The sequence below is a fragment of the Gymnodinialimonas sp. JB5-7 genome (assembly GCF_055693405.1).
This window is the reverse complement of record NZ_JBVFUX010000004.1, coordinates 254,187-278,829: the sequence shown is the minus strand read 5'-3', so window position 1 is coordinate 278,829 and position 24,643 is coordinate 254,187. Positions and strand designations below refer to the sequence as shown.

Annotated in this window: 27 protein-coding genes and 4 pseudogenes; 13 read left to right on the top strand and 18 right to left on the bottom strand. The window is 61.4% G+C overall.

Annotation, left to right across the window (positions count from 1 at the left end; genetic code table 11):
• On the top strand, window positions 1–1,212 hold the full coding sequence (locus ACZ1HK_RS02040; RefSeq protein WP_472627249.1) for a beta-ketoacyl-[acyl-carrier-protein] synthase family protein: 1,212 nt from the start codon (window positions 1–3) through the stop codon (window positions 1,210–1,212).
• A 72-nt stretch (window positions 1,213–1,284) separates the two neighbouring features.
• Here ACZ1HK_RS02040 and ACZ1HK_RS02035 read toward each other — a convergent pair whose 3' ends face one another.
• Both ACZ1HK_RS02035 and ACZ1HK_RS02030 read right to left on the bottom strand, forming a co-directional pair.
• The gene (locus tag ACZ1HK_RS02035) at window positions 1,285–1,710 is read right to left on the bottom strand and encodes an invasion associated locus B family protein (protein ID WP_472627248.1); all 426 of its coding nucleotides are present in this window, start codon (window positions 1,708–1,710) and stop codon (window positions 1,285–1,287) included.
• On the bottom strand, window positions 1,689–1,997 hold the full coding sequence (locus ACZ1HK_RS02030) for an invasion associated locus B family protein (RefSeq protein ID WP_472627247.1): 309 nt from the start codon (window positions 1,995–1,997) through the stop codon (window positions 1,689–1,691). Before ACZ1HK_RS02030 ends, ACZ1HK_RS02035 begins: the two co-directional genes overlap by 22 nt.
• Before the next feature lie 436 nt (window positions 1,998–2,433).
• Here ACZ1HK_RS02030 and ACZ1HK_RS02025 point away from each other — a divergent pair, with 436 nt between their 5' ends.
• From ACZ1HK_RS02025 to ACZ1HK_RS01990, 8 genes and pseudogenes are all read left to right on the top strand, one after another.
• Window positions 2,434–4,005 carry a helicase HerA-like domain-containing protein gene (locus tag ACZ1HK_RS02025; protein WP_472627246.1) on the top strand — a complete coding sequence of 524 codons (1,572 nt, stop codon included), beginning with the start codon at window positions 2,434–2,436 and terminating at the stop codon, window positions 4,003–4,005.
• A 234-nt stretch (window positions 4,006–4,239) separates the two neighbouring features.
• Window positions 4,240–5,065, top strand: a pseudogene (gene ccsA, locus ACZ1HK_RS02020) (cytochrome c biogenesis protein CcsA); the annotation flags it as partial.
• Between the two features lie 120 nt (window positions 5,066–5,185).
• Window positions 5,186–5,380 (top strand): cytochrome c-type biogenesis CcmF C-terminal domain-containing protein, encoded by a 195-nt coding sequence (locus ACZ1HK_RS02015; RefSeq protein ID WP_472627868.1) that lies wholly within the window; start codon window positions 5,186–5,188, stop codon window positions 5,378–5,380.
• On the top strand, window positions 5,319–5,927 hold the full coding sequence (locus ACZ1HK_RS02010) for a cytochrome c-type biogenesis CcmF C-terminal domain-containing protein (protein WP_472627245.1): 609 nt from the start codon (window positions 5,319–5,321) through the stop codon (window positions 5,925–5,927). Before ACZ1HK_RS02015 ends, ACZ1HK_RS02010 begins: the two co-directional genes overlap by 62 nt.
• Window positions 5,928–5,986: 59 nt before the next feature.
• A complete protein-coding gene (locus ACZ1HK_RS02005) occupies window positions 5,987–6,226 on the top strand; it encodes a cytochrome c-type biogenesis CcmF C-terminal domain-containing protein (RefSeq protein ID WP_472627244.1) in 240 nt (79 codons plus the stop codon).
• Window positions 6,223–6,706: pseudogene (locus tag ACZ1HK_RS02000) on the top strand (cytochrome c-type biogenesis protein). Before ACZ1HK_RS02005 ends, ACZ1HK_RS02000 begins: the two are co-directional and overlap by 4 nt.
• Before the next feature lie 70 nt (window positions 6,707–6,776).
• Window positions 6,777–7,554 (top strand): annotated as a pseudogene (locus ACZ1HK_RS01995) (enoyl-CoA hydratase-related protein).
• Window positions 7,555–8,276: 722 nt separating this feature from the next.
• On the top strand, window positions 8,277–8,606 hold the full coding sequence (locus tag ACZ1HK_RS01990; protein ID WP_472627243.1) for a hypothetical protein: 330 nt from the start codon (window positions 8,277–8,279) through the stop codon (window positions 8,604–8,606).
• Window positions 8,607–8,611: 5 nt separating this feature from the next.
• Here ACZ1HK_RS01990 and ACZ1HK_RS01985 read toward each other — a convergent pair whose 3' ends face one another.
• The 12 genes and pseudogenes from ACZ1HK_RS01985 to ACZ1HK_RS01930 form a co-directional block, all read right to left on the bottom strand.
• On the bottom strand, window positions 8,612–9,928 hold the full coding sequence (locus tag ACZ1HK_RS01985; RefSeq protein ID WP_472627242.1) for a branched-chain amino acid ABC transporter permease: 1,317 nt from the start codon (window positions 9,926–9,928) through the stop codon (window positions 8,612–8,614).
• A pseudogene (locus tag ACZ1HK_RS01980) lies at window positions 9,925–10,936 on the bottom strand (branched-chain amino acid ABC transporter permease). The gene ACZ1HK_RS01985 and the pseudogene ACZ1HK_RS01980 overlap by 4 nt, the downstream one beginning before the upstream one ends.
• 49 nt (window positions 10,937–10,985) lie before the next feature.
• Window positions 10,986–11,321, bottom strand: coding sequence for a hypothetical protein (locus ACZ1HK_RS01975; RefSeq protein WP_472627241.1), 336 nt, complete (start codon window positions 11,319–11,321; stop codon window positions 10,986–10,988).
• Window positions 11,322–11,412: 91 nt separating this feature from the next.
• Complete coding sequence (locus ACZ1HK_RS01970; RefSeq protein WP_472627240.1) at window positions 11,413–11,829, bottom strand: hypothetical protein; 417 nt, start codon at window positions 11,827–11,829, stop codon at window positions 11,413–11,415.
• An 8-nt stretch (window positions 11,830–11,837) separates the two neighbouring features.
• The gene (locus tag ACZ1HK_RS01965) at window positions 11,838–12,194 is read right to left on the bottom strand and encodes a hypothetical protein (protein WP_472627239.1); all 357 of its coding nucleotides are present in this window, start codon (window positions 12,192–12,194) and stop codon (window positions 11,838–11,840) included.
• The gene (locus ACZ1HK_RS01960) at window positions 12,191–12,559 is read right to left on the bottom strand and encodes a hypothetical protein (RefSeq protein ID WP_472627238.1); all 369 of its coding nucleotides are present in this window, start codon (window positions 12,557–12,559) and stop codon (window positions 12,191–12,193) included. Before ACZ1HK_RS01960 ends, ACZ1HK_RS01965 begins: the two co-directional genes overlap by 4 nt.
• The gene (locus ACZ1HK_RS01955) at window positions 12,556–12,939 is read right to left on the bottom strand and encodes a hypothetical protein (RefSeq protein ID WP_472627237.1); all 384 of its coding nucleotides are present in this window, start codon (window positions 12,937–12,939) and stop codon (window positions 12,556–12,558) included. The genes ACZ1HK_RS01960 and ACZ1HK_RS01955 overlap by 4 nt, the downstream gene beginning before the upstream one ends.
• Before the next feature lie 430 nt (window positions 12,940–13,369).
• A complete protein-coding gene (locus tag ACZ1HK_RS01950; protein WP_472627236.1) occupies window positions 13,370–14,110 on the bottom strand; it encodes an ABC transporter ATP-binding protein in 741 nt (246 codons plus the stop codon).
• A gap of 34 nt (window positions 14,111–14,144) precedes the next feature.
• The gene (locus ACZ1HK_RS01945) at window positions 14,145–14,675 is read right to left on the bottom strand and encodes a hypothetical protein (RefSeq protein WP_472627235.1); all 531 of its coding nucleotides are present in this window, start codon (window positions 14,673–14,675) and stop codon (window positions 14,145–14,147) included.
• Window positions 14,672–15,232, bottom strand: coding sequence for a hypothetical protein (locus ACZ1HK_RS01940; RefSeq protein ID WP_472627234.1), 561 nt, complete (start codon window positions 15,230–15,232; stop codon window positions 14,672–14,674). Before ACZ1HK_RS01940 ends, ACZ1HK_RS01945 begins: the two co-directional genes overlap by 4 nt.
• Entirely contained in the window at window positions 15,229–16,020 is a 792-nt protein-coding gene (locus ACZ1HK_RS01935; protein ID WP_472627233.1) for an ABC transporter ATP-binding protein, read from the bottom strand. The genes ACZ1HK_RS01940 and ACZ1HK_RS01935 overlap by 4 nt, the downstream gene beginning before the upstream one ends.
• 75 nt (window positions 16,021–16,095) lie before the next feature.
• The gene (locus tag ACZ1HK_RS01930; RefSeq protein WP_472627232.1) at window positions 16,096–17,292 is read right to left on the bottom strand and encodes an ABC transporter substrate-binding protein; all 1,197 of its coding nucleotides are present in this window, start codon (window positions 17,290–17,292) and stop codon (window positions 16,096–16,098) included.
• Window positions 17,293–17,484: 192 nt separating this feature from the next.
• On the opposite strand from ACZ1HK_RS01930, the gene ACZ1HK_RS01925 reads away from it, so the two are divergent.
• From ACZ1HK_RS01925 to der, 4 genes are read left to right on the top strand one after another with little or no spacing between them, the layout of a single operon-like run.
• The gene (locus ACZ1HK_RS01925) at window positions 17,485–18,222 is read left to right on the top strand and encodes an HpcH/HpaI aldolase family protein (RefSeq protein ID WP_472627231.1); all 738 of its coding nucleotides are present in this window, start codon (window positions 17,485–17,487) and stop codon (window positions 18,220–18,222) included.
• A complete protein-coding gene (locus ACZ1HK_RS01920) occupies window positions 18,165–19,262 on the top strand; it encodes a hypothetical protein (RefSeq protein WP_472627229.1) in 1,098 nt (365 codons plus the stop codon). The genes ACZ1HK_RS01925 and ACZ1HK_RS01920 overlap by 58 nt, the downstream gene beginning before the upstream one ends.
• A complete protein-coding gene (locus ACZ1HK_RS01915) occupies window positions 19,255–19,704 on the top strand; it encodes a DUF188 domain-containing protein (RefSeq protein WP_472627228.1) in 450 nt (149 codons plus the stop codon). The genes ACZ1HK_RS01920 and ACZ1HK_RS01915 overlap by 8 nt, the downstream gene beginning before the upstream one ends.
• A gap of 50 nt (window positions 19,705–19,754) precedes the next feature.
• Window positions 19,755–21,191: a ribosome biogenesis GTPase Der gene (der, locus tag ACZ1HK_RS01910; RefSeq protein ID WP_472627227.1), complete on the top strand. Its 1,437-nt coding sequence runs from the start codon at window positions 19,755–19,757 to the stop codon at window positions 21,189–21,191.
• Window positions 21,192–21,315: 124 nt separating this feature from the next.
• Here der and grxD read toward each other — a convergent pair whose 3' ends face one another.
• The 4 genes from grxD to purL form a co-directional block, all read right to left on the bottom strand.
• On the bottom strand, window positions 21,316–21,675 hold the full coding sequence (gene grxD, locus ACZ1HK_RS01905; protein ID WP_472627226.1) for a Grx4 family monothiol glutaredoxin: 360 nt from the start codon (window positions 21,673–21,675) through the stop codon (window positions 21,316–21,318).
• A complete protein-coding gene (locus ACZ1HK_RS01900; protein WP_472627225.1) occupies window positions 21,665–21,811 on the bottom strand; it encodes a hypothetical protein in 147 nt (48 codons plus the stop codon). The genes grxD and ACZ1HK_RS01900 overlap by 11 nt, the downstream gene beginning before the upstream one ends.
• A 249-nt stretch (window positions 21,812–22,060) precedes the next feature.
• The gene (locus tag ACZ1HK_RS01895; protein WP_472627224.1) at window positions 22,061–22,297 is read right to left on the bottom strand and encodes a BolA family protein; all 237 of its coding nucleotides are present in this window, start codon (window positions 22,295–22,297) and stop codon (window positions 22,061–22,063) included.
• A gap of 61 nt (window positions 22,298–22,358) precedes the next feature.
• Entirely contained in the window at window positions 22,359–24,518 is a 2,160-nt protein-coding gene (gene purL, locus ACZ1HK_RS01890; protein WP_472627223.1) for a phosphoribosylformylglycinamidine synthase subunit PurL, read from the bottom strand.
• Window positions 24,519–24,643: the final 125 nt, after the last annotated feature.

The following is a 24,643-nucleotide window of genomic DNA, read 5'->3' as shown; positions in this document are numbered from 1 at the left end:
GTGCGCCGCGTTGTCATCACCGGTCAAGGTACAATCAATGCGCTTGGCCATGACATCGCGACAACGCTTGAAGCGTTTCGCGAAGGGCGTTGTGGTATCGGTGATCTGGAGTTGCGCGATGTCGACCGGCTTTCGGTCAAGATCGGTGGGCAGGTCAAAGGTTATGACCCCGAAGCCCTGTTCAACCGCCAACAGATTGCGCTTTACGACCGGTTCACTCAGTTCACGCTGATCGCCACAAAACAGGCGCTGGACGGCTGCGGGCTCGATTTCTCCGGTGCATTGGCGACGCGAACGGGCGTGGTGTTCGGAACCGCCGGTGGCGGCGTGAACACCTGGGACGAGAACTATCGCTCGGTCTATGAAGAGGGGAAGAACCGCGTTCATCCCTTCGTCGTGCCGAAGCTGATGAACAACGCCGCCGCCAGCCATGTCAGCATGGAATACAACCTCAAAGGCCCATCCTTTTCAGTGGCAACAGCCTGCGCGTCGTCCAACCATGCGATGGGGCAGGCCTTCAACCTGATCCGCTGCGGCATGGCCGATGTGATGGTAACAGGCGGGTCCGAGGCGATGCTGTCCTTTGGCGGCGTGAAGGCATGGGAGGGCTTGCGCGTCATGTCAAAAGACGCCTGCCGCCCGTTCAGTGCCAATCGCAACGGCATGGTCCAGGGCGAGGGGGCCGCGGTGTTCTTGTTCGAGGAATATGAGCATGCACGTGCACGCGGGGCTGATATCTTGGCAGAGGTTGTGGGCTTTGCGATGACGTCCGATGCGGCGGATATTGTCATGCCGTCCCAGCAGGGGGCCGCGCGTGCGATTACCGGCGCGTTGACCGATGGCAACCTGAACCCGGAAGACGTGTGCTATATCAATGCGCACGGGACCGGCACGGCAGCCAATGACAAGGTCGAATGCGCGGCGGTTGCCCACGCATTCGGGCATCACGCCGATGATCTGATGATCTCGTCGACCAAATCCATGCACGGGCATTTGATCGGCGGTACCGGCGCGGTAGAGTTGTTGGCCTGCATCATGGCGTTGAAAGACGGCATCGTGGCCCCCACCATCGGTTATGAAGAGCCTGACCCTGAATGCGCGTTGGACGTCGTCCCGAATGTGGCGCGCGAGGCGAAGGTCGACGCCTGCCTTTCCAACGCCTTTGCATTTGGTGGATTGAACGCCGTTCTGGCCTTGCGGTCCGCGCGCTAGTTATCTGCTCATGCAAAAGAAAAGCCCGCGCGGCTGCATCGGCGGGCCTTCTTGCTTTGATGTGAGTTCAACCTACTCGGTTGCTTCTTCGGCGCCTTCTTCACCACCTTCATCGCCTTCATCGCCTTCATCGCCTTCATCGCCTTCAGCAGCGGCGGCAGCGGCTTCTTGCGCTTCAATGAATGCGATGATCTCGGTCCGGCGTTCCAGCAGATCTTCGTAGGCGGCGGTGAACCCACGCAGCGACGCTTGGGTTGGCACGGGAATGCCGCCGATCTGACCGAATTCGTCGCGGGTCAAAGCAAACAGAACCACCAGAGCGTCAGCTCCGTTCTGGAACAGCGCCACGTTTTCCTCGGTCAGTGAGATCTGAACGAAGCAGCCGATGGGGCGGCAGAAGGCGTAGGGCAGAACAACCGCTTCGGCATCGTCGATTTGCATCTGAAGCCCGGGGCTCAGCAGCGTGTCCAACGGCGTCAGGATGGTCGCCGATGCCACGGCTTCGTCGGGGAAAACAGCTCGGCCCCCACACGGAATTCTGCGACCGGGTTGCCGTTTTCCTCTTCCAGCAATTGGAACATCTCGCAACGATCCGGCGCTTCGTCGGTTTCCGCCCGGATGCAACGGATCTGCCAATCGCGATAGATCTCGGCCACGAAAGTTTCGCCCGCTTCGACTTCGCTGCGATCCGGAAGAACAAGGGGATCGTCCTGCGCAAACGCTGCGTTCGATACGACCATTGCAGCAGCAAAGCTCAGGGTGGCAAATTTGTTAAACACGGTCATCAGGTGTGCGTCCTTTTGCTTTTTCGGTTGGCTCTGCTCGGGCACCGAAATCGAAGGTGCGCCTGCCAACCCACCGTTGGCTAACATGCCAGGGGTGCGCCTGTCAGCGCCAAAAAATTCGTGCCTAAAATAGCGAAAGGGCCCGCGCACGGACCCTTTGCGTTTTCTCTCCCTGTCGGACTGGCCGACTTATGCGACGGACGCTATGCGAAGGTGTCGCAGCCGTCAACAGGGCTTTTGGGGAAATTTGCAGATGTGAACGATCGCCTGTTTTTCCTGACCAAATGGCCAAAAAAAACCGCGCCCAAGCGGGGCGCGGCCAGTTGACAGGGAGGAAGTCAACACCGCGCAAAAGCGCGGCGTGGGGATAGACTGGCATCCAAAGGTTAAAAATGTATTGGTATCGGCAGAAAAACGGACTGCAGGGACAAATTCGATGCCAGACCAGGTCGAAAACGGGATTTTTGTGGGGGGCGGTGGCCGTGATTACGGCGAAGCTCAAGTTCTGCGGCCGGACTATGCAAACCGGCACGGATTGATCGCTGGCGCCACGGGAACAGGCAAGACCGTGACCCTGCAGATTTTGGCCGAAAGCTTTTCTGCTTTGGGTGTCCCCGTGGTTCTGTCGGACGTCAAAGGGGATCTCTCCGGGCTGGCGCAATCGGGCTCACCCGACTTCAAGCTGCACCAACCCTTTATGGACCGCGCGGCGACCATCAATTTCACCGACTATGCGTATCGCGCGTTCCCTGTGACTTTCTGGGATCTTTTCGGGGAGCAAGGCCATCCGGTGCGCACAACAGTGGCCGAGATGGGTCCGCTTCTATTGTCACGTCTTTTGGAACTCAGCGAAGCGCAGGAAGGGGTCATGAACATCGCCTTCCGCGTCGCGGATGAGGAGGGGATGGCCCTGCTGGATCTGAAAGACCTGCAGGCGCTCCTTGTCTGGGTGGGCCAAAATCGCAAAACGCTGTCCCTGCGCTATGGCAATGTCTCAACGGCGTCCATCGGCGCGATCCAACGACGCCTTTTGGTGTTGGAAGGGCAGGGCGCCGCACAGTTCTTCGGTGAACCGGCATTGGAACTTGATGATTTGTTCCTGAAAGACGAAAGCGGCGCAGGGCGCATCAACATCATCGCCGCTGACAAGCTGATGCAGTCGCCACGTCTCTACGCAACGTTCCTGTTGTGGCTTCTGTCCGAACTGTTTGAAACGCTGCCTGAAGTCGGAGATCCGGACAAACCCAAGCTCGTTTTCTTCTTCGATGAAGCCCATCTGCTGTTTGAAGACGCGCCCAAGGCGTTAGTGGATAAGGTGGAACAGGTCGCGCGCCTGATCCGGTCGAAAGGCGTTGGAGTTTATTTCATCACGCAAAACCCTGCCGATGTGCCCGAAGACATTCTGGGCCAGCTTGGCAATCGTGTGCAGCACGCGTTGCGGGCCTTTACCGCGAAGGATCGCAGGGCGCTCAAGCAGGCGGCAGAAAATTACCGCGAAAATCCGGATCTGGATATCGAGGACGCGATCCGCGAGGTGGGCGTGGGTGAGGCCGTGACCTCCCTCCTCGAACGCAAAGGCGTCCCTGGGATCGCGCAACGCACGCTGATCCGCCCGCCGTCTTCGCAGCTTGGCCCGATCGAACCTGCGACGCGGGCCGCCTTGATGGGTGCGTCGCCCGTGGCTGGTAAGTATGACACGCTGCAAGACCGCGAAAGTGCTTTTGAAATCCTCCAGAAACGCGCAGCTGAGGCCGCGAAGGAGGCGGAGCAGGCAGAAGAGGCCGAGGAGGAGGCTGAGGCCGCTGAACGCGAATATCGGGCCGGTCGGCGCTATTCTGGTGGGGGCGTCAGCCGATCATCCTCGCGCCCCGTGCGGCAACGCCGGTCTTCGTCCCGCTCAGACAGCATCGGCACGACCTTCGCCAAAAGTTTCGCCCGACAGCTTGGCACGCGCACAGGCCGGGCGGTCGTGCGGGGTGTTCTGGGTGGGCTGTTCCGGGGCCGTTGAGCGGCCCGGGACACGCGTGATTTCCGCTCCTAAAGGGCAAGGGGTATCACGTTGATCATTCACGGGTGAATAGCTAGGGCATGTTTTGGTGGCAACGCTATTCATTCCTGAATGGGCAACGCGCACAAGACCCGCACACTGGGACATGACATCTGCGTCAACGCGGCGAAATCCGATCGGCCACGTCGTCACATCCTATGGTCACTCCCGCGCGCATGACCTAGACTGTGGGTCATGATCGTAGAACTCGGACATTTCGCACTGATCCTCGCCTTCGCCGTGGCGATCTTTCAGATGGTTGTGCCCATGGCGGGCGCCTGGGCAGGCAATCGAGGATGGATGGCGACGGCTGATCCAGCGGCCTCAGCGCAGTTCGTGCTGACGGCGTTCAGCTTTGCCGCACTGACCTATGCGTTTGTAACCTCGGATTTCTCGCTGAGCCTCGTGGTCGCCAACTCGCATACCGACAAGCCGCTGCTCTACAAGATCACCGGCGTTTGGGGGAACCATGAAGGCTCGCTCCTGCTGTGGGTATTGATCCTGACCCTCTTCGGCGCCTGTGCCAGCTGGTTCGGGAAGAACCTACCACCGACCCTTCGCGCCCGCGTGTTGGCGGTGCAGAGCGCCGTTGCCGTTGCGTTTTTTGCCTTCATCCTGTTCACGTCCAACCCGTTCCTGCGGCTGGCCAGCCCGCCTTTTGACGGGCAGGATCTTAATCCTTTGTTGCAGGACCCCGGCTTGGCGTTCCACCCGCCGTTCCTTTATCTGGGCTATGTGGGCCTCAGCATGGCATTCTCCTTCGCCGTTGCCGCGCTTGATCGAGGGTCGCGTCGATGCGGCCTGGGGCCGATGGGTGCGTCCCTGGACCTTGGCGGCCTGGGTGTTTCTGACCATTGGCATCGGCCTTGGATCCTGGTGGGCGTATTACGAGCTTGGCTGGGGTGGTTTCTGGTTCTGGGACCCGGTCGAGAATGCGAGTTTCATGCCCTGGCTGATTTCGGCCGCGCTGCTGCATTCGGCCATTGTGGTTGAAAAGCGCGAAAGCCTGAAAAGCTGGACAATCCTTCTGGCGATCCTTGCCTTCGGATTCTCCCTGATCGGGACCTTTATCGTGCGCTCCGGCGTGCTGACCTCGGTCCACGCCTTCGCCAATGACCCTGAGCGTGGGCTGTTCATTCTGATGATCCTGGCCGTCTTCATGGGCGGTGCGCTGCTGCTGTTCGCCTTGCGCGCCGGCACGATGGAGGCGAAGGGGGTGTTCGGCATCGTTAGTCGCGAGAGTGGGTTGGTGCTTCAACAACCTCATCCTGGCCGTGTCGACCTTTGTGGTCTTCACCGGCACGATCTGGCCTCTGATTGCGGAGCTGTTCTTTGACCGCACGCTCTCCGTCGGACCGCCCTTCTTTGATGCGGCGTTCACGCCATTTGTCTTTGCCTTGTCGGTGGCCCTTCCCATCGCGGCGATGATGCCGTGGAAGCGGGCCACGATTGCAAAGCCTGTGCGCGCGCTGGTCCCGGCTGCGGTTCTGGCACTGGCGGTGGGCTTGCTGACCTGGGCCATGTGGACGGGCCGGTCTGCCATCGGACCTATCGGTGTTGGCCTTGCGGTCTGGCTTGTGGCGGGTGCCGCGACCGATCTCTGGTCGCGGACCGGGCGCGGCGCGATCGGAGGGCGGTTTGCGCGCCTCACGCGCCTGCCGCGCGCGGATTGGGGCAAGTCCATCGCCCATGCGGGCGTGGGGATCACGATGTTCGGGGTTGTCACGCTGACCGGCTACCAGATTGAGGATATTCGCGTCGCGCGTGAGGGTGAGGCCTATCAAGTCGGCGCCTACGAGATTGAGCTTTTGGGCGTGGACGAGACCGTGCAGGGGCCGAATTACCTGTCCACCATGGCCTCTGTCGCCGTGCGCGACGCCTGAGACGGGGGCGGACATCTGCCCTGCTGAACCCTGAGCGCCGGATTTACCCGGTCGCGGGCATGCCGACCACTGAGGCGGGCATCAACAGTGGTGTGACGCGCGATGTCTACGTGACCCTTGGGGATCCGCAGGTCGGCGGAGGTTGGGCCTTGCGGGTCTGGATCAAGCCGTTTGCGAACTGGATCTGGGGCGGCACGATCATCATGGCTTTGGGCGGTATCCTGAGCCTGTCGGACCGTCGTTACCGCGTTGCGGCTGGCGCTGCGAAAGCGCCTGCGGCAGGAGTGCCTGCGGAATGAGGCGACTGGTGTGTGCAGCCCTCCTCGGATCCGCGATCCTCCTCGCGGCTGTGCCGGTTGGGGCGGTGCAGCCCGACGAGGTGCTGGACGATGCCTGTGTTGGAGGAGCGCGCGCGCGATATCTCCGCCGGGTTGCGGTGCCCGGTCTGCCAGAACGAGAGCATCGACGAGTCGGGCGCCGATATTGCCCGCGACCTTCGGCTGCTTGTTCGGGAGCGGTTGGTTGAAGGCGACAGCGATACGGAGGTCGTTGACTATATCGTTGCCCGCTACGGCGAGTATGTTCTTCTCAGCCCCAATTTTGATGGCGCCAACCGCGTGTTGTGGGTTTTGCCGCTGGTGCTTCTCGGGGCCGGGATTGGCCTGTCGGTTGTCTATATCCGTGGCCGGGCGAGCGCACCTGCACCGGCGGAGGCCGGGCTGAGCGCGGACGAGCAGGCGCGGTTGGATGCGATCCTCGAGGATGACCGCGCAGACTGACGCAGCGTTTCCGCTTTTCTGAACTGATCGGTTCGCTTAGGGTCCGCCCAACGCAATGGGAGGCACCTCCATGGACTATGAAACGATTACCCGCGAAGACCGTGACGGCATGGCTGTCATCACAATGAACCGGCCTGATGTGATGAACGCGCTCAACACGCAAATGCGGGCTGAGATCACCCATGCGGTGACGGCGGCGGGCAATGAGGCACGGGTTGTGGTGCTGACTGGGACCGGGCGCGCGTTTTGTTCAGGGCAGGATCTGGGGGATCGCGCGAATGCGGCGAACCTGAACCTGGAGCGCACGTTGCGTGACGAATACATCCCGATGTTGATGGCGATTGTCGACTGCCCGGTGCCGGTGATTGCGGCCGTGAACGGGACGGCGGCTGGGGCGGGGGCGAACCTTGCGCTGGTCTGTGATGTGGTGATTGCGACGGAGTCAGCCTCGTTCATTCAGGCCTTCACGCGGATCGGGTTGATCCCGGATGCGGGCGGCACCTGGGCCTTGCCACGCACGATTGGTTTGCAGCGCGCGATGGGGGCGGCGTTGTTTGCCGACAAGATCAGCGCGCAGCAGGCAGCCGATTGGGGCATGATCTGGGAAGTGGCCTCGGATGAGGAATTTGAAGCCGTCTGGATGGGCCGGGCGCAGCGTCTGGCGAGCGGTCCGACGGAGGCGTTCAAGCGGGTCAAGCAGGTGATGCGGGCGAGCTTTGGGAATGGATTGGAAGAGCAGGCTGAAACTGGAGGGTCAGTTGCAAGGCCAATGCGGAAAGACGCGGGATTTCAAGGAGGGCGTGCTGGCGTTCCTGGAGAAGCGCGCGCCGGTGTACGAGGGGCGGTGAGGTGGCGGTAGCACGCGTGCTACCAGGGTTCAGGCCCCTGTAACTGCAAGAAAAGATGGTTCTCGTTAGGGATCTTTGATCCTCTTGGTCGGGGTGCTGCCTTCTTTGCGCATCCAAAAGCAAGCGCATACCCCCGAGGGTTTTCTGGCAATATGAAGGGGGTGCGCCGTTGAAGTCGCACGTACTTCACATCATTGACATTGCTTTTCGATCTCCGGTGGAATTGTGCGCGTTGTTATCGCGCCTTGAGCGGAGTCCAAACAGCGCGTGTTAAGAGTTGTCATCGGTAGGAGCGTTTTTTGGTTCGGACTGCGATTGCAGCCAGCATGGTTTTTTGGCTGTGTGTGCAACATGTTCTTGCGCAAGAGTCCTCTGCTCGTTTGTGGGCATTGGGAGCCTATTGGGACATCCGTGATATCGAATGGGTTTCTTTTCAGGATCACTTTGAGATACGCGCGGTTGTGCACGGTGCGCAATGGGATGGTCGTAGCGAAGCGCCGGAGGCTCTCTCCGACACGGTTGTGTTGAATGCCCTTTGCGCAACGCTTCTTGCGCATCGTCCCGTTCCACCATCAGCCGATCTCGGGCGCACGGACGTCTTCAGGGTCAGCCTGGCGTACGGACAAACGAATGACAGCGAACGAAGGATTGCCGCGGCTCACGTACCGATTTCTGTGGTTGATGGCGCATGTACCGTGATTTCGAACGCAGGACCTTCGGCTTTGACCTATCAGGGCGGCTTGGATGGGTGGGCTTTCCTGGGCTTTGCGGAGCTCGATGACCTGGAAGAGTTGCAGCCATGGGGCGCCGAGGCGTATCCGATCTTTTCACAGCCGGAGGGCCTCGATGAACCGCCGCCGCTTGAACTCTTGTGTGATGCTGCAGTCTTTGAGGCAAGGTATTGGCGTGAATTGGGTCGGTTTCGCGACGGGGCACGCATTGCGATCGGCGTCACTACTGCCGCAGGCGAGGCCGACTTCTTTCTAGCGGTTCGATCGATAGAGCTTGGGCAATGCGTCTTTCCGGAACCCGGTGGGTTCGGGAATCTGTAGAGTGCCTACCGTTCCGGGATCAGCCCCCGTGGGCTGAACCTGAGCACCAGCAGCAGGATCAGGCCCATGGTCAGCAGGCGCATATGCGCGGCGCTGTCGAGGAGGTGTTCGGAGAGCGGTGAGCCCGGTTCCATGAAGTAGGTGAGGCCCTGCATCAGCATGAGGCCCATCGGCTCCACCTGAACCCAGAGCCACCAGATCAGGAAGCCCCCAAGAACCGCGCCCCAATTGTTGCCCGACCCGCCGACGATCACCATGACCCAGATCAGGAAGGTGAAGCGCAGGGGTTGGTAGGTGCCCGGTACAAGCTGGCTGTCGAGTGTGGTCATCATCGCGCCCGCAAGGCCGCATACGGCGGAGCCGAGGATGAAGATTTGCAGGTGGCGGGCTTTGACGTCCTTGCCCATGGCCGACGCCGAGACCTCATTATCGCGGATCGCGCGCATCATGCGGCCCCAAGGGGAGTTCCACGCTTTCTCGCTGAGCCAGATGAGGGCGATGAGGAACAGGATGAACAGGCCCGCATAGGCGAGTTTGACGGTGATGGTGGAGGCCGTGACGGGGTCAGAGAAGGCGTTCACGAAAGCCTCGTTCGCCTGCAGGTCGACCTCGTAAGGGACCGGGCGGGGGATGCCGGTGACGTTCTTGACGCCGCGGGCCAGCCAATCCTCGTTCTTGAGGACCGCAATGATGATCTCGGCGATGCCGAGGGTAGCGATGGCGAGATAGTCGGAGCGCAGGCCAAGGGCCGTCTTGCCAATGATCCAGGCCGCGCCTGCGGCGAGGACGCCGCCCATGGGCCAGGCGAGGATCACGGGCAGACCGAGGCCGCCGAGGAATCCGGTGGAGGCGGGGTCAACGGCCTCCACGGCCTCAACAGCAGGGTCGAAGACCGTGCGGAAGATCGCAAAGCCGCCAACCAGGACGACCAAAACGGCCAGTGCCCGCAGGCGACCGGCAGGGAGTTTGGTATAGGTCAAGATGGCGGCCACGATTGTCATGGCACCAAGAACCAGGCCCAACAGGACGCTGGGGCCACCGGCGGCCCAGGCCTCTGGCACTGGATCGCTGGAGACAAGTACAGCGGCGAGGCCACCGAGCGCCACAAAGCCCATGACGCCCACGTTAAAGAGGCCCGCATAGCCCCATTGCATGTTCACGCCGAGGGCCATGATGGCCGAGATCAGCCCCATGTTGAAGATCGTCAGCGCGGTGTTCCACGACTGCACGAAGCCCGTGCCGATGAAGAGCACGGCGACGAGCGCGAAAAGCAGAAGGGTTTTGGAATTGCCCGTCTGAGGGGTGGTGGTGGCGTCGCTCATACCGATTTCCCCTTCATGATGCCGGTGGGTTTGAAGAGCAGCACAATCAGCAAGATGCCGAAGGAAACGGCGAATTTATAGTCGGTGCTGAGCAGTTGCAGCAGGCCCTCGGGCTGCCAATCCTCCGGCCCCAGATAGCCAACGACCTTGCGGAACGCGTATGTCACGCCGACCTCGGAGAAGGCGATGAGGAAGCCGCCGAGGATCGCACCCAGCGGGTTGCCGAGGCCACCCACGATGGCGGCGGCGAAGATCGGCAGAAGCAGGCTGGAAATAGGTGAAGGGTTTAAAGCTTTTGTCGAGGCCGTAGAGGACGCCTGCGGTGGTGGCGAGTGCCGCCACGATGATCCAGGTGACGAGAACGACGCGATCCGGATTGATGCCCGATAGAAGCGCGAGGTCTTCGTTGTCGGAAAACGCGCGCATGGATTTTCCCGTGCGCGTTCGGTTGAGGAACCAAAAGAGTGCTATCACAGCGATCAGCGCCACCACGATGGTGATGCCTTGGGTCGTGCGGAAGGCCAGGCCTTCGTCGAGACCCGTCATCTCGCGGAAATCGCGGGCGCGGATGATGAAGCGCTCTCCGTCCGCAAACCGCTGGTCATCGACGCCAATCAGGAAGCGGACGATGCCGTTCATGATGAACATGACGCCGAGGGACGCGATGACGAAGATCACAGGCTTGGCTTTGTTTTCGCGGTAGAAGCGGTAAACGGTGCGGTCGGTGCCGATCATCAGTAGGGCCGTGACGGCGATACCAAGGGGCAGGGCGAGGAGCGCCGTGGGCAGTGGGCCAAAGCTGACGCCTGCGGCTTGCAGGCCCCAGGTTCCGAAAATGGTGATCATGGTCCCGAAGGCCATCGTGTCGCCATGGGCAAAGTTCGAGAACCGCAGGATTCCGTAGATCAACGTCACGCCGAGCGCGCCAAGCGCAAGTTGTGCGCCATAGGCGGTGGCGGGGATGATCACGAAATTCGCCAAAGTGACGAGCGCGTTTAGAAAGTCCAAGTGGATTGTCCCCGTTTAGGTCTCGCTCTGTGGCGTTTGGTCGGTTTTATCAATTTCCGATGGTCTCGCAACTGCCGAAAAAGTTTGTGACGGCAGCCTGGTGGGTTGTGAGGTACGCCAATGGGCCGGTGATGGTGAGAAGGGCTGTTCCGCCGGGGCCGATGGCGGCGTAGGTGGTGCTATCGTCCAGCACGGTCGCGCGGAGCTGTTCGCCCTGCCATTCCAGAAACAACTCACCCGCGTGATCGGCGGCGATCAGGCGCGCGGAATTGGCCTGATCGAAGCAGTCGAGGCTGGCCATGCAAGTCGTGTTGAAGGTGCAGTTCCAAGGCTCGGTCATGGCAGGGGTGGTGAGCAAGAGCGAGGCGAGCAAGACGCGGATCATGACGTGACCTCTGATACCGATGTGCAGTGGTGGCACATGGCGCGCGGCGCGAGGCCCCCGATACGCAGCGCCTCTGCAAGTACGCCGGCCATCAGGACGGCTCACAGGTGCCAAGACCGGTGACAACCTGCATGCCAGCGTGCGGTTGGTGGGTGGTGACGATCACATGTCCGGTGCTGTCGAAGGTCAGGGTCTGCACCGTTTGCGTCGCCTCATCGCGGTGCATGAGGCTGCGCACGCGGGTCTGGTGGACGGCGCCCACAACCGGTGGGAGATCAGCGACCAGAGCATAGTCAGACGGCAGGTCGGTATTAATCCACTCTACCGTCCAAGTCTCATCACCCTCAATGATGCGCAGTGTTTGATCCAGGTCGCGACAGGCGCCCGTATGGGGGCACATCACGTTCAGAAGGCACGTCCAATCCACTGGCGCCTCTTGCGCAGGCGCGGCGAATGGCAATGTGCAAAGGAGGGCGGCGATGGAGACTGCGTTGGAGACGGGGCGCATGGAACCTCTCAGTAGAAACTGGTGCAGCGACCAATGGTCGTTTGAGCTGCGGGCTGACCGTTCAGAGTGAAGTGGCGGGTGTGAATGGCGTCGAATCCATCGAACAGCGTAATGATTTCGCGGTCGCCATGGCCGAGGGTCACATAGCTGGGGGCCTCAACCGTTTCGTCGGGCACCGCGCGAATGGGCGAAATGTGGCCGCCATAGTCGAACATCGGAGCTTCAGCGCCGTGATGGGTGTTGATCGTGACTTCATATGGGTCGCACAGCACGCCCGGGGCGCAGTCCATGGGGACGAAGCCGCAGATCAGGACGTCAGCATATGCGGGCGTCGCCACTAGCAGGAGGGCGGCGATACGGATCATGAGGCAGGCTCGCAGTTACCGAAATAGCTGACCGAGGCCATCCTGCCTGCTGCCTCAAAGTCATGCTGCGTCATCACTGCTTCGCCGGTGGGCGATACGCTGAGCAGAAGCGTTTGATCGGGCTGGGTGTCAAAGATCAGCGACAGGGCTGGGGCCTCCACATGCGAAAGAGGTGTGCCGAATGTGATGCCGTCTGGCGCGGTCAGGGCCAGAGCGCCGCTAATGACGTCGAAGGTGAAAGGCAATCCAGGATGGGACTGGCAATCGGTCAGGGGCGAGCAGAGCTGCGTAAAGGTGCAAGCGAGGCCAGTGGCGGCGGCGGGGGAGGCGGCAAAGGTCAGAAGGAGTGGAAGCAGGCGGATCATTCCGCCTGCTCCGTGCATTCAAGGATGAAATATCGCCCGGCGGGGCCGGCGCGGGTTTGGTCGACATAGGCGAAGCGCCGGGTGAGCGGGTCTGTCGGCTCTTGTTCCACGATGAAGCGGAGGCCGAGGTCTTCGGGATCGGGCGGCGTGGTGTCAAGGGCGTGATAGACCTGCAAAGGGCGCGGATCGTCGGGTTCAGGGCCAAGCTGGCCGGTGTCGCCCGTGATCTGAAGGGACAGGCTGCCGAAGGTCGGAAAGGCGGCGCAGCCGCTGTTTTCGCGGCAAATCTCGACGGTTTCGCAGGAAGCGGCGTAGGAAAGTGGCGTTGCAGGATCATCATCAAGGGTCGCATGCGCGGTCGTCGCGGCCAGCAGAGCCATGAAAATGCTTGGTGCGCCTCTTCTCCACCAGACTATCATGGGGCCGCAAACCGCTGTGTGCAGATGGCTTCCGACAAAAGCGCGTCCGGGCCTGTCGGATTGCCGCCGCGGTCTGGATGAAGGCGTAGGCTGGCGCGCGTCGTCGTGTCGTCGGACGGGATGGCACGGAGCGAAAGCAGCAATGCGCCATGATCGCGAGACCGTGACAGTAGGTGCAGGGCCTGCCCTTGCGCGCTTGGTAAGGGGGAACGATTTCCACTTCGACCGGACGGCCTGTCGCGTCCGCCGAGGTCCACAAGCGGATTGACTGGTCATCGGCCCCGAAATCCAGCGTCACGGGCAGAGGGGCCGTGTCCGTGCAACTGCCATCGGGCGCACAGAATGTGGCGAAGAGGCAGGTGAGAAGGACGACGACGGCTTCCATCTACGCTTATCCCCCGAGGAAGCTTTTGCGCACTTCGGGGTCGGCCAGAAGTTCCTTGCCGGTGCCGGTATAGGCATTGCGTCCCTGCACAAGGACATAACCGCGATCAGCGATCTCCAGCGCTTGGCGGGCATTTTGTTCTACCATGAGGATAGGTATACCGGTGCGCGAGACTTCGATGATGCGGTCAAAGAGCTCATCCATCACGATGGGGCTGACGCCTGCGGTCGGCTCATCCAGCATCAGGACTTTCGGCTGGGTCATCAGCGCACGGCCGACGGCAACCTGTTGGCGCTGGCCGCCCGAAAGCTCGCCCGCCGCCTGCTTGCGTTTTTCGCGCAGGATCGGGAAGAGGTCATAGACCTGTTCCATGGTGGTGCGGAAATCGTCGCGGCGGATGAATGCGCCCATCTCCAGGTTTTCTTCAACCGTCATGGACGTGAAGATGTTGGAGGTCTGGGGCACGAACCCCATGCCCGCCGCAACGCGTGCCTGCGGCGTGAGGTGCGAGATGTCGGCGCCGTCGAGCATCACATTCCCTTCGCGCAGGTTCAGCATTCCGAAGACGGCCTTCATCGCTGTGGATTTCCCCGCGCCGTTCGGGCCGACGATCACGGCAATCTCGCCAGGGTTCACGGCAATGGTGCAGGCGTGCAGGATATCGGCGCCCGAGCCGTAGCCGCCCGTCATGGCATCGCCAATCAGGAAGGGCGTTGTGGTTTCGGTGGCGGCTGCGGTCTGGGTCATGGTTGGCCTGACTTGAGAAGTGGGAGGCACCGGATCATTGGCCGGTGCCTTGTGGCTGTATCATATCCATGGCTTGCGCAATCAAGCCACTGGTGGCTTCGCGGTCATAGTTGAATACGGGTTCTATGATCTCAAGGGCGACTGGAATGCCATGGGCCTCGAATACAGCGAGGTGGATGTAGAACGAATTCGAATTGCCCTCGGGCCGCAGAATAAATGGATTGCCGTAGACGGTCTGCCCATTGATTTCGTAGGTCCGATCACGATTGAATTCCAAATGCCCCCGGCTTTCAAGGCGATCGGCGACAAGGCTCCAGACGGTCCAAAAGGTCGTCTCCACATCACCCTCGGACTCGATCCGCGGGCCGGCAACAGTCCAGAACAGCTGGGTGAGGCGGCGGTCGGTTCGGATCTCGACCGTTGGGAATCCGAACTCGTTGTAGGCAACCGTCAGGTCGGGTGTGCTGCAGACCTCAAGGTCGGTGCCCCAGTCGATGCAATCAGCGACTGCCGGACTTGCGAGGCCGGCGGCGAGTGCTACGACCATCACACGTGCCGGGATCATTGACCGACCTGCATTTGATCGAGGAATTGCAAGTGGAGGGAGCGGTGGCGTGGCGAATAGGTGGTCACGCCAGCCTCGATCGTGACGAACTGGGCGACGCTGTTCTCCATCAACAGAAGAGAGTTCGAGTAGACGTACATTTCCCCATCAACTGTTCCGCGGTAGACGAAATTTGGATGCGGTCCGCCTGCAATGATCAGCTGGCCGCGCTGGATCACGGGAAGAGACTCGACGCTCACATTCGCGGCTGCGGCAAGGTTTTCCAGGGCCACTTCTTGCAGGCGTTCGATGGTTAGCCCGTCTGCCCGGCCAATGGGCTCCACCACGGCGATGGCCTGTATGCCCTGCGGGGTCGCGTAGTAGCTGGTGATTTCGCTGTTGTCGGACTGGGGCGTCAGCACGAATTGCGGGGACGTCCCGCAGAACCGGACGGGTTCGGCAATCAGGGGGCATGGGGCGGAACCCGGCATGGGCAGATCGCCGTCCTTGGGGCTGATTTGCGCGAACGCCGGTGCGCCGAGAGCCGCGACCGCCAGCACCGTCCACGCCTTGATCATGCAGGCGTGCTTTCAAGCTGATCCTTGTTCTTCAGGCCGGTGCCCAGATAGGCTTCGATTACCTGCTCGTTGGCCTTGATCTCATCAAGGGTGCCTTCCGCCAGGACCTTTCCTTCGGCCATACAGATCACCGGACCGCAGATTTTGCCGATGAAATCCATGTCATGTTCGATGACGCAGAAGGTGTAGTTCCGTTCCTTGTTCAGGCGCAGGATCGTGTCGCCGATAGTATTCAGTAGCGTGCGGTTCACACCTGCGCCGACCTCGTCGAGGAAGACGATCTTGGCGTCGACCATCATGGTGCGGCCAAGCTCCAGCAACTTTTTCTGCCCGCCGGAGACGGCGCCTGCCGGATGGTCGGCGAGGTGGGTGATCGTCAGGAATTCGAGGACTTCGTCGGCCTTGGCGCGCAATGCGCGTTCTTCGTCGGCGATGCGTTTGCGTCCGAACCATGTGTTCCACAGGCTTTCGCCGGTCTGGCCTTCGGGCACCATCATCAGGTTCTCGCGGCAGGTCATGGAGCTGAATTCATGCGCGATCTGGAAGGTCCGCAAGAGGCCCTTGCCGAAGAGTTTGTGCGGCGGCAGGCCTGTGATGTCCTCGCCGTCCATCTGAACCCGCCCGGACGTTGGTTCAAGAACGCCAGCGATCACATTGAAAAGTGTGGTTTTTCCGGCTCCGTTGGGGCCGATCAACCCGGTGATCGAGCCCGTCTCGATCCTCAGCGACGCGCCATCCACGGCGTGGAAGCCGCCGAAGTGCTTGTGGAGGTTTTGAACGTCGATCATGCCGAGCGCTTCCTTTACTTGGAAAAACAGCCCGGCGATGACACCGGGCTGTTTGAAGGTCTCAACGATCAGCGCTTAGCGGTAGCCAGCGACCGACAGCTCACCATCGACGATCTCGATCTCACGGTAGTTGCCGGCGCTTTCGCCTGCACCGATGAGCTCAACTGCGGAGGCGCCGACATAGTCGATGTCTTCGCCGTTGGCGATCATCTCAAGCGCCATGCCAAGCTGACCCGGCAGGATCTCGGTGCCCGGTGCGTTTGCAACATCCATGACGGAGCCCATGTAGTCGGCGGCATTGCGCGAACCGGAGGCGGCCATGGCGAGCATGATCAGGGCTGCGGCGTCGTAGGACTCAGCCGAGAACGGCGAAGTGCCGTCGAAGCCTGCTTCCTCGGCCATCGCCTGGAAGAGGCCCGCGCCTTCGCTGTCGGTGCCCGGGTTCTGGCCGAACGAGCCGTCGATGTCGGAGCCGAAGTTGTCAACCAGCGCCTGAGAGACCATCCCGTCCGGGAAGACGAAGGTTTCAAATGCGCCCGTGTCCAACGCCGCCTGGATCACACCAGAGCCGCCTTGGTCCACGTAGCCTGCCACAACAAGCGCATCGCCACCGGCGGATGCCAGCGCGCCGACTTCGGCGGAGTAGTCCGCGCGACCATCTTCATGGGCGGCGGAGAGGGTCACGGTGCCACCGGCTGCTTCAAAAGCGGCGGTGAAGGCGTCGGCGAGGCCCTGGCCGTAATCGTTGTTGGTGTAGGTGACGGCGACGGTGTCGATGCCACGCTCCATGATGATTTCTGCCATCACAACACCCTGACGGGCGTCGGAAGGCGCGGTGCGGAAGAAGAGGCCGTTGTCTTCAGCGGTCGAAAGACCGGGGGACGTGGCGGACGGCGAAATCATGACCATGCCGTTTGGCACGGCGACGTTGGCAAGGATCGAGCCGGTCACGCCGGAGCAGTCAGCACCCACGATGCCATGCACGCCATCGGACGTGATCAGACGCTCAGCCGCGGCTTGAGCTGCCGAGCTATCAACGCAGGTCGAGTCTGCGCGAACCGAGGTGACAGCAGCGCCACCGAAAAGTGCGCCGGATTCGGTGACTTCGGCCATCGCAAGCTCGGCCCCGTCGCCCATGGCAGGTGTGATCGATTCGATCGGGCCGGTGAAGCCGAGGATCACACCAAGGGTCACATCACCCTGATGGCCATCAGCGGCAGCGGCACCGGTCAGCGCCATGGTTGCGGCGGATGCCAGCAAAAACTTCTTCATCAATTTTCTCCCTGTGGATGGGCGTTCATCGCCCTTGATGCCGGGGAGATTAGCTTTGAGCTTCGCAAAGTAAAAGGGGTTGTGTTGCAGGGGATTGGGCAAGGTGCTGCGCACCTTATGGGTGGACAAGCAGCGCCCCTGCGGCAATTTTTGCCGGAGGTACGAAATGGGGGACTTCGCGTGGGAAATCGGTTGAAGGCAGCACTGGTCGAGGGACGTTTGCAGCGGGGTCTGTGGCTGAACCTTCCGGGCGCGGTCACGGCAGAGATGGCCGGGCAGGCCGGGTTTGATTGGTGCCTGATTGATGGCGAACATGGTCCGTGGGATCCGTCCGCCATCCGCGAGCAGTTGATCGCACTTGAGGGGACAGGCACCGAGGCCGTCGTGCGCGTACCTGTGGCCGAGGATTGGATCATCAAGCAGGCGTTGGACCTTGGTGTGAAGACCCTTCTGGTGCCCATGGTGAATTCAGCTGATGAGGCCGCGGCGGTCGTGCGCGCGTGCCGCTACCCGCCTGACGGTGTACGGGGCATGGGCGCGATGGTTGCGCGTGCGGGCCGCTACGGCGGAATTGGGGCGTATGCAGCCAGCGCAAATGATGACATCTGCATTCTGGTGCAGGCCGAAAGCCGTGCGGCCATGGAGGATTTGGCGGGGATCACCTCGGTCGACGGCGTGGACGGCGTGTTCATTGGGCCAGCCGATTTGGGGGCGGATATGGGCTACCGCGATGATCTCGCAAACCCTGCCCTGTGGCAGGCGGTTGCAGATGGGATTGCGACGATTTGCCAAGGCGGAAAAGCCGCCGGCATCATCGTGGGCGGGGCGGAGGCGGAGGCGCGCATGATTGACCTTGGCGTGACGTTTCTGGGGTGCGGCTCGGACGCGGCCTTGCTGCAGACAGCTTTGTCGGAGCTGGCCGCGACATGATGATCGACCTCAAGCACGGCGATGCGCATGCGGTTTTCGACACCGACGCGGGCAATATCCCGGTCTGGTCCGTTGGCGGGCGAACGCCTTTGCATGTCGCGCCTTGGCGGGACGAGGACGCTGTTCAATCCGATCTGAGCGTCGCGGATGTCGACAAACGGCTGGCCGGGGACTTCTTTTGCATGCCCTTCGGGAAAGACGATGTGCATGGCCATCCCATCCATGGGCCAACAGCCAATGATCCTTGGTCGGTCTTGAGCGTCGAGGGCAATAGAGGCGTCTTTGCCAACGGCCTGCCAAAGATGCATGACGCCGTTGTGGCCAAGGAAATTCAGGTCGTGGGCGAAAGCCTGTTGCAGCGGCACATCATCGACAAAGGGCGCAGCGATGTGACCTTCGCCCACCATCCGATGGTCCGGATGGAAGAGGGCGGGCGCATCTCCTTCAGCACGAAACGCGCGGCGCTGACCGATCCTGCGCCTCAACATGACGGGTTCAATTATTGGCAACTCGGCCAGTTGCGCGGTGATCTTCACCTTGAGTTGGAAGGCGGTGGTCAGTGGGATGGGCGAACCTATCCGGCGGGTCATCTGGTTGAGGATTTCTGCACGTTGGTGGAGTCCCGCGAGAACACGCTCGGCTGGACCTGTGTGATGCGCAATGCCGAGGACGATATGCTGTTGGTCCTGAAGGACCCGGTCATGATGCCTGTCACGATGCTTTGGATATCCAACGGCGCACGGGATTTTCCGCCGTGGAACAGTCGACATACGGGCGTTCTGGGTATCGAAGATGGGCGCGCCATGGGTGGGCAAGGATTGGCTGCGGCCTGCGCCGACAACGTGCTGACGTCGATGGATGTGCCCACAACCCTCCCCTTGGGGGAGTTGCACACCATCCGGCACGCGATGGTGTCCTTGCCCCGCCCGCCGGGTTGGACGGAAATTCAGGCCGTGACGCTCAAGAAAGGCGTTTTGACGTTACGAGAGGCGTCTGGCGTCGAGATGTCGGTGCCATTTCCGGAGGGTCATTTTGACTGATCCCTTGATCCTGGTCGACGCCGATGCCTGTCCGGTGAAGGAGGAGATCTACAAAGCCGCCTGGCGCCACGGGATTGCGGTGCGGCTTGTGGCCGGCTCTTATTTGCGCCATCCGGAGCATCCTTTGATCTCTATGCAAATGGCCGGCGATGCGTTTGACGCCGCCGACGATCTGATTGCCGAAGCGGCGGGTCCCCAGACCCTTGTCGTGACGGCGGATATTCTTTTGGCGGAGCGGTGCCTGGAAAAGGGTGCGGCTGTGCTGGAGCCCAAGGGCAGAGCCTTCACCAAAAACTCCATCGGGTCTCAGGTCGCGACCCGGGCGATCATGGCCGACATCCGGGCCGGATTGGACGGGCAGGGGATCGGGGGGCAAAGCCGTTCAGCAAGGCCGACCGTGCGGCCTTTTCCAACGCGATCGAGACTGCACTGCGACGCTTGAAATAGCGCCAAGAAGGGCGTAGAGCCGCGCCTTCTGTTAGAGGTAGTCCCATGTCCTTCACCCTCGCCATTGTCGGGCGTCCCAATGTTGGCAAATCGACGCTGTTCAACCGGCTTGTGGGCCGGAAGCTGGCGCTGGTCGATGACCAGCCCGGTGTCACGCGCGACTTGCGTGAAGGCGATGCGCGGTTGGGGCCCTTGCGGTTCACGGTGGTGGATACAGCCGGCCTTGAGGATGCGACCGATGACAGCCTGCAAGGCCGGATGCGGCGGCTGACGGAACATGCCGTCCAGATGGCCGATGCCGCGCTGTTTGTCATCGACGCGCGCGCCGGGGTGACAGCAGCGGATGAGTATTTCGCCGACATCCTGCGCAAATCCGGCAAGCCCGTGCTTCTGGGGTGCAACAAGGCAGAAGGCAATGCGGGCCAGTCCGGCATGTTGGAGGCTTACGGCCTTGGATTGGGGGAGCCAATTGGTCTGAGTGCCGAGCACGGTGAGGGCATGAGCGATCTTGCCATCAGTCTTGCGCCCTTGATTGAGGCGAAGCCCGTTGAAGAGGCAGAAACCGACGTCGATATCGAGGGTGAAGATCGCGTCATAAGCCGTTCTAAACCCTTGCAAATTGCTGTTGTTGGCCGTCCGAATGCAGGCAAGTCCACTCTGATCAACCAGATCATTGGCGAGGACCGATTGCTGACCGGCCCTGAGGCCGGGATCACCCGCGATGCCATTGCCCTGCCGTTCGAATGGGACGGCGTGCCGATGAAGATCTTCGATACGGCGGGCATGCGCAAACGCGCCAAGGTGCAGGAAAAGCTGGAAAAGCTTTCGGTTGCAGATGGCCTGCGCGCGGTGAAGTTCGCGGAAGTTGTGGTGGTCCTGCTGGATGCCGCGATCCCGTTCGAGACCCAGGATCTGCGCATCGCCGATCTGGCCGAGCGCGAAGGGCGCGCGGTGGTCGTCGCTGTGAACAAATGGGACGTAGAGCAGGAAAAGCAGCAAAAGCTAAAGGATCTGCGGGCAGGATTTGAAAAACTGCTGCCCCAATTGCGTGGCGCACCCTTGGTGACGGTTTCTGCCAAGACGGGCAAGGGTCTTGACCGCCTGCATGCGGCCATCATGAAAGCGCAGGAAACGTGGAACACGCGCGTCTCGACGGCCAAACTGAACCAATGGCTCGGTGGGATGATCGAGGCGCATCCGCCCCCCGCGCCGGGCGGGCGTCGCATCAAGCTGCGCTACATGACCCAGGCCAAGACCCGGCCCCCGGGTTTTGTTGTGATGTGTTCGCATCCCGACAAACTGCCTGAGGCCTATTCGCGGTATCTGGTAAACGGTCTGCGTGAGGATTTCGATATGCCCGGCACGCCGATCCGGTTGTGGATGCGCAGCCAGGCGGATGATAACCCCTACAAGAACCGCAAGAAATCGACGCCCTCACGCCTCAACAAGCACGTACGCAAGGGTGAGACGAAAAAGGGCTGAACGCAACGCACATTGCTGCACCAGACGCGCTTGCGCTTCCTTGTTTCGAAAATACCTTCAGGGGGTCCGGGGGATGAAATCCCCCGGTTGGTCGGCGACGCAGTCGGCGAAATCCCGGCGTGCGTCAGGCGTTGGCTTCCCGAATTTTGTCGGCGGCGTCTTTGTCAAAACCGATGCCGTTCTCTGCAAACATCGTGTCCAGCTCACCCGACAGCGTCATTTCGGTGATGATGTCACAGCCACCCACAAACTCGCCCTTCACGTAGAGCTGGGGAATGGTCGGCCAGTCCGAGAAATCCTTGATCCCCTGGCGGATTCCTTCATCGGCCAGCACGTTCACATCCTGGTACTCGACGCCCATATAGTTGAGCACGCCCGCCACGCGGGACGAGAAGCCACATTGGGGCATCTCCTTGGTGCCTTTCATGAAAAGCACGACGGTGTTGTCGGTGATGGTTTGCTTGATCTGCTCTTCAGCGCTCATGGTGTCGGGTCCTTTGATCGTCGATCCGCACATTGGTCCGTACGGGGATCGGGTTGAGCTGTTGCCGCGTGGGGCGGAAAAGAAGGGCGAAGGGTCCGAGAAGCGCGATGAAGGCGCCGTGGAGGAAGGCTTTCATGTAAATCTCACTTTCGGTTTCCGGGCATCATGCCCTTGGCGTATTTTTGCGGGTCACGATGAACCAGCGTCAAAGAATGGTGGCAGCCACGATCACCCGAATAGCCGCCTGTGACAACGCTATGACCGGCTCCCGGTGCGGTGCCTCGCAAGGCGCGGCCACCGCGATTGGGATCTGTCCGCCAAAGTCCATAGCCAATAAGTGCGAGCAGGAAAGCGCAGCCGGCCAGTATGCCCCACATAAGCGGCGTCATTCCGGCGCTTTCGTCGTCAGGGCCAGCGCGTGCAGCTCACCCGAAGGGCCGTCCATCTTGCCTTTCAGCGCCGCGTAGACTGCACGCTGCTGCTGGACACGATTTTTGCCGCGGAAGCTTTCGTCCACCACCATGGCGGACATGTGCACGCCATCGTCTCCTGCGACCTCGATCTGCGCGTCGGGGAAGGTCTCGCGCAGGAGGGCCTCGATCTCATTGGCTTGCATGGGCATGGGGCGGATGTCCTTGGCTGTCTCAAGATCAAATGTAGGCGCGCCGCGCACTGGCCGCAAGTCAGGCGAAGGCTTGTGTGAACGTACCGGACCATGCCTCTGTCAGGTCTGCCAGCGGCGCCTCGGACGTGCCAATGCGGATCACGTCACCCCCGACTTTGCCAACCGTCACAATCGGCACGCCCGCACGGCCTGCGGCAATCATCAGCGCCTCTGCCTTGTCGAAGCTGGTGGAGATCAGGTAGCGACCCTGATCTTCGCCGAAGAGGGTGGGAGTGTCGGCCACGTCAAGGGTCACGCCACAGCCTGACGCCTCCGCGAGCTCAAACACCGCCAGAGCGAGGCCCCCATCGCTGAGGTCGGTGCACGCGCCGATCCACTCGCGCTGCGCGCGGATGAACTCGCCATTGCGGCGCTCAGCCTCCAGGTCAACCTGCGGCGCATCGCCATCTTCGCGGTTGAAGACCTCGGCCAGCAGCGCCGATTGACCAAGATGCCCCTGCGTTTCGCCGACCAGCAGAAGCATGTGACCGTCGCGGGCCGTGCCGGCGATAAGGTCGTCGGTATGATCCAGAAGGCCCACCGCCCCAATCGTGGGGGTCGGTAAAATGCCTTTGCCATCGGTCTCATTATAAAGCGAGACATTGCCCGATACGATGGGCGTATCCAATGCAAGGCACGCCTCGCCAATGCCTTTGATGGCGCCGACAAACTGGCCCATGATCTCAGGCTTTTCGGGATTGCCGAAGTTCATGTTGTCGGTGGTGGCGAGCGGCTTGGCGCCCACGGCGCAGAGGTTGCGGAAGGCCTCCGCAACCGCCTGCTTGCCGCCTTCGACGGGGTTGGCCTTCACGTAGCGTGGGGTCACGTCCGAGGTGAAGGCCAGTGCCTTGTTCGTGCCGTGCACGCGCACAACGCCGGCACCAAGGCCGGGCGCGCGGATCGTGTCGGCCATGACCTGGGCATCGTATTGCTGATAGGCCCAGGCGCGAGAGCAGTAGTTGGGCGAAGAGACGAGGGCCCGCAAAGCGTCGATCGGGTCGACTTCTGGCACCGGCTCCATTTCCGGCGCCGGTTCGGTCGGAACCCAGGGGCGATCATATTCCGGCGCCGTGGAGGCGAGCTTGGACAGCGGAAGGTCGGCGACTGTTTCGTTTCCGTGGATAATCAGAAAGCGATCTTCGGCGATGGTTTCGCCCACGATGGCAAAGTCGAGGTCCCATTTCTCGAAGATCGCGCGGGCCTGATCTTCAAGCTCCGGGTTCAGGACCATCAGCATGCGTTCCTGGCTCTCGGACAGCATCATCTCGTAGGCGGTCATGTTTTCTTCGCGCTGCGGGACGTGATCGAGGGTCAGCTTGATGCCGAGGCCGCCCTTGTCGCCCATCTCGACGGCCGAGCAGGTCAGGCCAGCGGCCCCCATATCTTGGATCGAGATGACCGCGCCGGTTTCCATCAGTTCGAGGCAGGCTTCCAGCAAGCGCTTTTCGGTGAAAGGATCGCCGACCTGAACAGTGGGGCGCTTTTCCTCGATCGTGTCGTCAAATTCTGCAGAGGCCATCGTGGCCCCGCCGACGCCATCGCGCCCGGTCTTCGCGCCGAGGTAAACAACGGGCATGCCGACGCCCGAGGCGGCGGAGTAAAAGATCTTATCCGTGTCAGCCAAACCGGCCGCAAAGGCATTGACCAGACAGTTCCCGTTATAGGCGGGATGAAAGCGGATCTCGCCGCCCACGGTCGGAACGCCGAAGCAGTTCCCGTAGCCGCCGATGCCTTCGACCACGCCATTGACGAGTTGCCGCGTTTTGGGATGGTCGGGCGCGCCGAAGCTAAGCGCGTTCATCGCGGCAATGGGGCGCGCGCCCATGGTGAAGACGTCGCGCAGGATGCCGCCCACACCCGTTGCCGCACCCTGATAAGGCTCGATGTAGGAGGGGTGATTATGGCTTTCCATTTTGAAGACAACGCATTGCCCGTCGCCGATATCCACGATGCCCGCATTCTCACCGGGTCCGCAGATCACTTGCGGGCCCTCGGTTGGCAGGGTGCGGAGCCATTTCTTGGAACTTTTGTAGGAACAATGCTCGTTCCACATGGCCGAGAAGATGCCCATCTCGGTGAAGTTGGGCGCGCGTCCGAGGATGGAATTCACCTCGGCCCATTCGCTATCCGTGAAGCCATGGGCGGCGATGATTTCGGGCGTGATGGTTGGCTCTTGCATGTCTGTCCCCCAGTTGCGGCGGTCTATAAGCCGCCCGCGCCTTGGGGGGAAGAGAGGGGACGGCGAAAGGTGAAGGCTGTTGGCCGGTTGTAGCCAAGATGTGCCGTTTCGCCGACGCGAAGGAA